Origin of the sequence: Agrilactobacillus yilanensis (assembly GCF_003946725.1) — a bacterium.
In the GTDB taxonomy this organism is placed as follows: Bacteria; Bacillota; Bacilli; order Lactobacillales; family Lactobacillaceae; genus Agrilactobacillus; species Agrilactobacillus yilanensis.
Map to the genome: position 1 here is coordinate 1 of NZ_RHOY01000030.1, position 7,336 is coordinate 7,336.

At 41.3% G+C, this 7,336-nt stretch carries 11 protein-coding genes and 1 pseudogene; all 12 read right to left on the bottom strand.

Annotated elements, in window-relative coordinates; all coding sequences use genetic code 11:
• Window positions 1-145 precede the first annotated feature (145 nt).
• A complete protein-coding gene (locus EKM93_RS13220; RefSeq protein ID WP_125715994.1) occupies window positions 146-400 on the bottom strand; it encodes a hypothetical protein in 255 nt (84 codons plus the stop codon).
• Between the two features lie 64 nt (window positions 401-464).
• Window positions 465-680: a hypothetical protein gene (locus tag EKM93_RS13225; protein WP_125715995.1), complete on the bottom strand. Its 216-nt coding sequence runs from the start codon at window positions 678-680 to the stop codon at window positions 465-467.
• A 132-nt stretch (window positions 681-812) separates the two neighbouring features.
• Window positions 813-1,193 (bottom strand): PH domain-containing protein, encoded by a 381-nt coding sequence (locus EKM93_RS13230; RefSeq protein ID WP_125715996.1) that lies wholly within the window; start codon window positions 1,191-1,193, stop codon window positions 813-815.
• A 30-nt stretch (window positions 1,194-1,223) separates the two neighbouring features.
• Entirely contained in the window at window positions 1,224-2,180 is a 957-nt protein-coding gene (locus EKM93_RS13235) for a zinc-binding dehydrogenase (RefSeq protein ID WP_125715997.1), read from the bottom strand.
• Window positions 2,181-2,184: 4 nt separating this feature from the next.
• Window positions 2,185-2,403: a GNAT family protein gene (locus tag EKM93_RS13240; protein ID WP_125715998.1), complete on the bottom strand. Its 219-nt coding sequence runs from the start codon at window positions 2,401-2,403 to the stop codon at window positions 2,185-2,187.
• Window positions 2,404-2,805 (bottom strand): VOC family protein, encoded by a 402-nt coding sequence (locus EKM93_RS13245; RefSeq protein WP_125715999.1) that lies wholly within the window; start codon window positions 2,803-2,805, stop codon window positions 2,404-2,406.
• An 11-nt stretch (window positions 2,806-2,816) separates the two neighbouring features.
• Window positions 2,817-4,778 carry an elongation factor G gene (locus EKM93_RS13250; RefSeq protein WP_125716000.1) on the bottom strand — a complete coding sequence of 654 codons (1,962 nt, stop codon included), beginning with the start codon at window positions 4,776-4,778 and terminating at the stop codon, window positions 2,817-2,819.
• A 77-nt stretch (window positions 4,779-4,855) separates the two neighbouring features.
• Window positions 4,856-5,527, bottom strand: a complete 672-nt coding sequence (locus EKM93_RS13255; protein WP_125716001.1) for a type 1 glutamine amidotransferase — start codon at window positions 5,525-5,527, stop codon at window positions 4,856-4,858.
• Between the two features lie 89 nt (window positions 5,528-5,616).
• A complete protein-coding gene (locus EKM93_RS13260) occupies window positions 5,617-6,387 on the bottom strand; it encodes an SDR family NAD(P)-dependent oxidoreductase (protein ID WP_125716002.1) in 771 nt (256 codons plus the stop codon).
• Window positions 6,384-6,704 carry a hypothetical protein gene (locus EKM93_RS13265; protein WP_125716003.1) on the bottom strand — a complete coding sequence of 107 codons (321 nt, stop codon included), beginning with the start codon at window positions 6,702-6,704 and terminating at the stop codon, window positions 6,384-6,386. Before EKM93_RS13265 ends, EKM93_RS13260 begins: the two co-directional genes overlap by 4 nt.
• Window positions 6,661-6,996, bottom strand: coding sequence for a hypothetical protein (locus EKM93_RS13270; protein ID WP_125716004.1), 336 nt, complete (start codon window positions 6,994-6,996; stop codon window positions 6,661-6,663). Before EKM93_RS13270 ends, EKM93_RS13265 begins: the two co-directional genes overlap by 44 nt.
• A gap of 1 nt (window position 6,997) precedes the next feature.
• Window positions 6,998-7,336, bottom strand: a pseudogene (locus tag EKM93_RS13275) (acetyl-CoA C-acyltransferase); the annotation flags it as partial.

Consider the following 7,336-nt stretch of genomic DNA (forward strand, 5'->3'; position numbering starts at 1 on the left):
ACTTGGCAGGTAGTCGCCTGCGACTAGCAACAAGGCGTAGTTATATGTAGAAATCAGTGTTGGTGAGCGCGTTTCAACCCCAAAAATAAAGAGACGCCATCAAAAATTTAATTTTTGACGGCGTCTCTTATTTTTATATGAAATGCTATTCTTTTGGCTTTGTTGCTTTTTTACCTTTTCCAGATTTCCGTAGATGTTTAAAATTTACAATCGTCTTATACTTTAGATCTTCGACAACAGTTCGTTCTGAAGCATCAAAATCATCAATAGATACCATCGCAGAATTTGTATAAACCTTTGTAACTGTACCCTTAAATGAAACTGGTACATCCACACTCTTACGCACAGTAATCTTATCACCCACCGCAAATTCTGGTTCTACTACATTTTTTTCATCCATTAAAATACGGCCCCCTTCAGTCGTTAACCTTATTATAATGGGAATTTCAAATTTAGTAAACCGGTTAAGACTTATGGTGCGCTGGTTCCACATCAATTCGAACCGGTGCATTCAAATCAATGGACTCACAGTAAGCCCGCAACAAATGCACTTTCATTTGCATTTTAGCTTCTTTTTTTGACACATTATGACAGATCCGTTTCTCAGAAACAGCTTTCCCCAGGTTATTTTTAAAACAACCTGTCACTTCATAATCATGCGTGCTCGGTGTAAAGAACATCCCATGTGACCTCCAAAATCATTACTTATGAAGGTTATTAAACCACCTTTTACATTGGAATACAAGCCTATTTTATAAATAAATTTCAGTTCAAATTCCGGTCGTTTTTTTACACCAAATGACAGCTTTTCGTTATTTCAAAACAGCGATGGCTAAAGCTTGTTGTATCGCCGTAATGCTCTTATCTTCAGTGAATTGTAACGTCTGTGCTGGTTCAGCCGCCCCAGAAATCCAAATTTTTAATTCTGAATCCAAGTCCAAATGACCGGCCGTCTCCACACTAAATCTAGAAATACTCTTGTAAGGGAAGCTCTTATAATCTACTTTTTTACCAGTCATCCCTTGTTTATCTACTACAACCAAGCGGTAATCTGTAAAAACAACCAAATCCCTAACTAATTTATAAGCCAAATCAATTTTTTCATCCGGCATTAAAACTGCCGCCAATTGCGTTTGTACTTCTTGGTGATCTACTTCCGTTGCATTCCCTAATAAACCATCTAATAGTCCCATTTGTTAGCCTCATTTCGATTTTTGATTGCCTTATGCATTAACAATAACAACTTTACCAAAACTATGCTGACTTTCCAAATACAGATGCGCCTGTTGGATGTCCTCTAATTTAAATATTTTAGCTGGTTTTAAACGAATCTGATATTTCTGAATATACGCAAATAAATCATTTAATTTTTCAGAAGTCACGTCACCGGAACTGAAAGCTGTCAAATAACTATTCCGTGGTAAGTCCATAATCGGATCAAACTGATCTAAAGTCCATTGATGGCCTAATTCACCAGTACTGCAAACGATCCCGCGTTCTTTGATATGCTTTAAAGTATCGCGCAACGTTGCGGGGCCAATGAGTTCAAAAATCTTATCGTAAGTTGTATCTGTCTGTAAAATACCATCTTGATCTTCCACAACTTCGGTAAAACCAGCGGTTAATAACTCTCGAGATTTTGCCAATTGCCGCGTTGTGCCTTCAATGGCAATATCGGGAAATTGTCCTTTGACTAAATTCATAAAAGTTAACCCCACACCACTAGTCCCGCCTCGAACTAAAATACGATCCGTTGCTTGAATATTTAAATTCAGCATTGAACCAAAAGCCGTATAGCCTGTTTCGGGAATCGCCGCTAAATCTGACCAAGCCAATTCCGTCGTCACAGGATAAATTTGGTCATTGGGTAGCAACGCATATTCCGCATAACCGCCATCAAAAGCTCGGCCCATTTCGCCCATAATCGACACAACTTTTTGCCCCACCGGTAACCGGGTTGCCTCACTGGTATCTTCGATTTCACCAACACATTCTATCCCTAAAATCCTTGGAAATTTCACATCCGGGGAAGCCCCTTCTCGAGTAAAAATCTCCGAATGATTAATCCCAAAAGCTTTGATTTTTACTAATGACCATCCCGGCTTAACCGTTGGTGTAGGCACTTGTGTCACCACAAGCTGTTTGGGACCACCGGGTTCATAAATAACTGCTGCTTTCATGTGATTACCTCCAAGTTAAATATAAAATCGGAAAGGGTCGGCCCTGCTCATCAAGTGGTGACCGGCGACTGACCGTGAAACCTTGTTTTAAGTAAAACGCTAGCGCCCCTGTATTTTGTTCGTTCACAGTAACTGTCTGTAAGTGCTGCACTGTTCTCAAATACTGTAAAATTTGACACAAAACCGGATATGCGCTGACTGTGCCTAAATGGGCAGTTAACATCTAATCCCCCACTTCAATGGGACTATCCCGCAATTCAATAATTGTGCCTTCAGGTGCCACCACTTTACATAATCGGCTGCCAAAAACTTCATAAATGACTTGCTTATTTTTTAATCTGAAACACTTATCTGGTAAAGCTAATTGTGCGACATAACTGGGTAGATCCGAAACCATAAGGCCAAAATGGACAAGGCCCGTATGGTTTAAATCAGTCCCTGCCGTCAGCGGTGTCTTACCCGTTTGCAATTCAATGTAAAAATCCGCTAACTGCAGCCAAGTATTATAAGCACGGCCATGAAAATTTTGACTCGTTTTAAAAATCGTAAATCCTAATTTTTGGTAAAACGCTAATGACGCTGGATAATCATTGGTTTGAATACAAATATGATGCATAATTGGCATTTTATAAATCCTCAGTTTCCTAATTTTTTTAAATCTGCCGCTGAATACGTATAAGGGCAATGCGCCGTTTGGGGCACTTGGTCCCAAGCCACCGGATACCCGGCACCATGGGCACAAAAAACTGAATCTGGCGTATTTTCCAAATCACCCACCGGATCATATTGAGCTGTTGTAATCACCGCTTCAGCGTTATGACATGGCTGATAACCAGTGACCACACATTCTAATTGACCTTGGCCATGGGTATAAGCATAAACTGCTTGGGCATAATCTTGCATCTCTGAAACTGGCGCCTCACCGATTAAACTAACCGTTGTTTTATCTGGCTGCACTTCAGGTGGCTCAAAATGACCGTGCATCCGTTGAATATCGTTCATCGCCCGCCCAACTTGATCTTGGGTAACTTCCAATCTAAATTGATACCACGGTTCTAACAGCTGACAATGGGCCGTTTGTTTTAACAGCATTAATCCTTGACGAACCGCTCGCCAAGTTGCTTCTCGAAAATCACCGCCAACAGAATGAACATTGCTGCCCTTACCGCCAACAAGTGTTATTTTCACATCAGTTAACGGCGCACCGACCAAAACACCGAGCTGGGTTTTGGCCTTTAAATTCGTTAATACTTGCTGCTGCCAATTATGCGGCAAGACTTCCAAACTGCATTGATTGTCAAAAACAAGGCCACTGCCTGCGGGTAGCGGCTGTAACAGTAAATGGACCTCTGCATAATGGCGTAACGGCTCAAAATGTCCCACGCCCTCTACCGCTTGGGTAATGGTTTCCTGATACAAAATACTCCCCGCACTAAAGTCAACATCCAAATCAAACCGTTCCAACAACAGTTGCTGCAAAATTTCTAACTGTACTGCCCCCATTAGTTGCACTTGAATCTCTTGAATTTGTTCAGACCAAGAAACATGGAGCTGTGGATCTTCGTCTTCCAGCTGCCGTAGCACCGTCAAACAATGATGAATATCTTGACCTTTAGGGATTAACCCATACGTTAAAACGGGCTGAATCAGTGGTTTATGCCCATCTGTCTCAAATCCTAACCCTTGTCCAGCATAAGTGTCTGTTAAACCTGGAATTGTACAAATCGTACCCGCCGTTGCTTTCGGCAGCACCTCAAATTTTAAACCATTATATTGGCGAATTTGATTCACCTTTTGCGTCCCAATTAAAACTGCCTTGGGCTGCAATGTACCGCCTGTCAGCCGCAGCCAAGTCAGCCGTTCGCCCTTTGCATCATGGGTTATCTTAAAAACTTTGGCACCAAATTCAGGCTGTCTGATTTTGGTTGCCGTGTATTGTTGCAGTCCAGCCAACAAAGTCTCTATCCCGGTTAGTTTTAACGCAGTTCCAAAATAACATGGAAAAAGCTGCCGCTGTTGTATCATCTGCTGTAATGTCGCTGTAGTGATTTGCCCCGTTGCCAAAAAAGTCTCTAACACCGTTTCATCTTGTAAAGCAATTGCTTCTAGCGTCTCTGCTGTCAAAGTTTCACTAAAGTCAAGACAACCACTAGAAAAAGTCTGTTGTAATTGTTGCAATAACTCGACCTTTGTAAATCGACAAACATCCATTTTGTTAATAAAAATAAACGTTGACACCTGATAATGGGCCAGCAACCGCCATAATGTTCTTGTATAACCTTGAATCCCATCCGTTGCCGAAATGACTAAAATCGCATAATCCAAAACGCTCAAAACTTGCTCTGTTTGACTGGCGAAATCCACATGTCCTGGCGTATCCAGCAAAGTAACCGTTAAATCTTGTGTTTCAAAGGTTGCTTGATGTGAAAAAATCGTAATGCCCCGCTGCTTTTCCAAAGTATCTGTATCTAAAAAAGCGTCTTGATTGTCCACACGTCCCAGCTGCTTTAAAGCACCAGTCTGATAAAGTAACGCCTCTGAAAGCGTGGTTTTACCAGCATCTACGTGGGCCACAATCCCTGCCACAATATGCTTCATTAAATTTTACTCCCCTAGTTATAAGTTATTTATTTAGCATACCACTTTTAGGCAAAAAAATAGATAGACCCGTTAGTCTATCCCATAGTCTTTGTAATATAATCCAGTAGCTGAAACATCACCTGCTGGTTTTCTTTTGGTACTGGTGTCTTCAAAATCATTGCCGGCGTTTGCTGCAATAAATTATCTTTCGTATATGCCCCATCGTTGACAACAATTTCACGAACATCATCTGCTTGCGGTTCGAAATGAAATTGAAGCCCAATAATACGCTGGCCTATGACAAAACCTTGATTGACAAGTAAATCACTAGAAAATAATAAATCGGCGCCTTCCGGAATTTCAAAAGTTTCCTCATGCCAATGTAAGGCCATTAACTGTTTTGGCAAACCAGTAATTTTATCGGATTGCAAATAAACTGGTGCCCAGCCCACTTCTTTTGGCCCTTTTGTGATTTGATAACCAAGACTTTTAACAATTTGTTGGGCCCCAAAACAAGCGCCAAATATAGGCTTATTTTGGGTCATTAATGTTTTGATTAACAGCCGCTCAGCAATAATCCAGTCCAGATCATCATTGGGACTCATCGGGCCGCCCAAAATAATGAGTAAATCAGTTTCTGCTGCAGTGGGTAACTTGTCAAATTGATAGGGGTGATAAGTATAGACTTCATGATTATGCGCCTGTGCCCAAGTCTTAATGGTGCCGGGGCCTTCGTTTGGTGTGTGCTGTAAAATATTTACTCGCAAAAAATCACTTCCTATTATTAATGTAGTTTAAATACTACACGCGATTGACCCAAATGCCAATTTGTAATTTAATGTGTGCAAAAATCAGGCTACCAGACAAAAGGTCGTTTTTCTGCGGGTTGATAAATCATAACTTCAGTGCCATTTAACGCAAAGATCTGTCCTGTACCCAGTTCTTTTCGGCAAGTTAACCGATATAAACTCGTCGCCACTTCTTGGGCTGATCCAATCCGCCAATAGGCTGGTAAATCACGGCCTTGGTGTTGATACTTTACTTGTAGTTTGTGAATTACGGGTGCCGTCATCTCTGTTAAAGCCGCCGGAGCAATGGCATTAACGGTGATCTCATATTTTTTGCCTTCTAAAGCTAATGTTTTCATCAACCCAATCAAAGCGCCTTTACTGGCCGCATAGTTTGCTTGTCCGTAAGCCCCTTCAATTCCAGCCGATGAGGTCATTAGAAATATTTTAGCCGGCTGCGTTTGTAACATTACCTGTTGGAATACTTCCTGAGTGATGGCAAAAGCAGCCAATAAATTTGTTGCCATCACTTGTTGCCATTGTTCAGTTGTCATTTTTACAAAGGTCTGATCTTGGCAAATACCGCTATTGAATATATATACATTAATGATCCCAAATTTTTGCATAACCTTTCGAATAAATTGCCGGCTTAAATCCGCGTCATTAACATCAAATGTCGCAATATATAATGCCGCTTCGGGGAAGGCTTGGCGTAAAGCAGCAGTATGCTGTGCATTTCTCGAAAACGTTGCCACTTGAAAACCTTGTTTTAAATAAGTCGCTACTAAGGCCCGGCCAATGCCCCGAGTGCCCCCAGTAATTACAGCCACTGGTTTCATATAATCACACCCTTTCCTACCAGTTTGTCTTCATGCCAAACCTCAAACCGTCCAGTCCTTGTGCTTAAAAGCTGCAGTGTCTCATCAACAAAAACTTTTTCTAAAAAATAATAAGTTGTCTCATGCGTTGGCGTCAGCCGCAGCCACTGAACTAAACAACTTTCAACAGTAGCCATTAACTGAATGCCAAAAACAACGCCACTTTGGTGCACTGGATTGTCATCTTTAGAAAAAGCTCGATAAGCCGCCAGATCTGCGGTGGAAAAACTAAATTCAGCAAGCTGTTCGAACATAGATTTTGGTATCACATTGGGCATATATCCTTGCCTCCTTGCTGATTGTTAAGCGATAAGTCCAAAAGGCGGCCGTTTTTTTAGTTACAATTTTGATGCGGTTTAAAGCTACAAGATAAGCCTGATCGACCTGTAATTCTTGATAAACCCTTACCTTCTGTGTGGCTAATAAATAGTCTTGTTGTTTTAATTCGGGGACATCAAAATACTGCCATAAAGTTAATAAAAATGCATTTGGTATTCCGATTTCCTTGATATGTAATAGCTGCTGATAAGTTAAAACATCGGCTTTTTTTATGGTTAACCATTTTTCCATACTATGCCCGCTTTCGTAATAATAGACTGCTCCCTTGCCCACCACCAACACACATCGTTACAAGACCTAAGCTGGCCTGAGGTGCTCGCTGCAATTCGGTCATTAAACGCCGAGTCAAAATTGCCCCCGTGGCACCGAAGGGATGACCAAATGCTAAAGCCCCACCAGCCAAGTTGATTTTTTCTAATGGCCAATGTCCTGTGGTGATACAGGCTAACGTTTGGGCCGCAAAAGCTTCATTTAATTCAATCCGATCAATTTCAGCTAATGTTAATTGATTGCGCTGTAACAATTTTGACGTTGCCGCCACCGGTCCTAAACCAAAATTAACGGGTTCAAT

What these genes read in the sequence shown, in the direction of transcription:
- EKM93_RS13220 (WP_125715994.1), bottom strand. Translation starts at nt 400, where the DNA reads ATGGATGAAAAAAATGTAGTAGAACCAGAATTTGCGGTGGGTGATAAG.
- EKM93_RS13225 (WP_125715995.1), bottom strand. Translation starts at nt 680, where the DNA reads ATGTTCTTTACACCGAGCACGCATGATTATGAAGTGACAGGTTGTTTT.
- EKM93_RS13230 (WP_125715996.1), bottom strand. Translation starts at nt 1,193, where the DNA reads ATGGGACTATTAGATGGTTTATTAGGGAATGCAACGGAAGTAGATCAC.
- EKM93_RS13235 (WP_125715997.1), bottom strand. Translation starts at nt 2,180, where the DNA reads ATGAAAGCAGCAGTTATTTATGAACCCGGTGGTCCCAAACAGCTTGTG.
- EKM93_RS13240 (WP_125715998.1), bottom strand. Translation starts at nt 2,403, where the DNA reads ATGTTAACTGCCCATTTAGGCACAGTCAGCGCATATCCGGTTTTGTGT.
- EKM93_RS13245 (WP_125715999.1), bottom strand. Translation starts at nt 2,805, where the DNA reads ATGCCAATTATGCATCATATTTGTATTCAAACCAATGATTATCCAGCG.
- EKM93_RS13250 (WP_125716000.1), bottom strand. Translation starts at nt 4,778, where the DNA reads ATGAAGCATATTGTGGCAGGGATTGTGGCCCACGTAGATGCTGGTAAA.
- EKM93_RS13260 (WP_125716002.1), bottom strand. Translation starts at nt 6,387, where the DNA reads ATGAAACCAGTGGCTGTAATTACTGGGGGCACTCGGGGCATTGGCCGG.
- EKM93_RS13265 (WP_125716003.1), bottom strand. Translation starts at nt 6,704, where the DNA reads ATGCCCAATGTGATACCAAAATCTATGTTCGAACAGCTTGCTGAATTT.
- EKM93_RS13270 (WP_125716004.1), bottom strand. Translation starts at nt 6,996, where the DNA reads ATGGAAAAATGGTTAACCATAAAAAAAGCCGATGTTTTAACTTATCAG.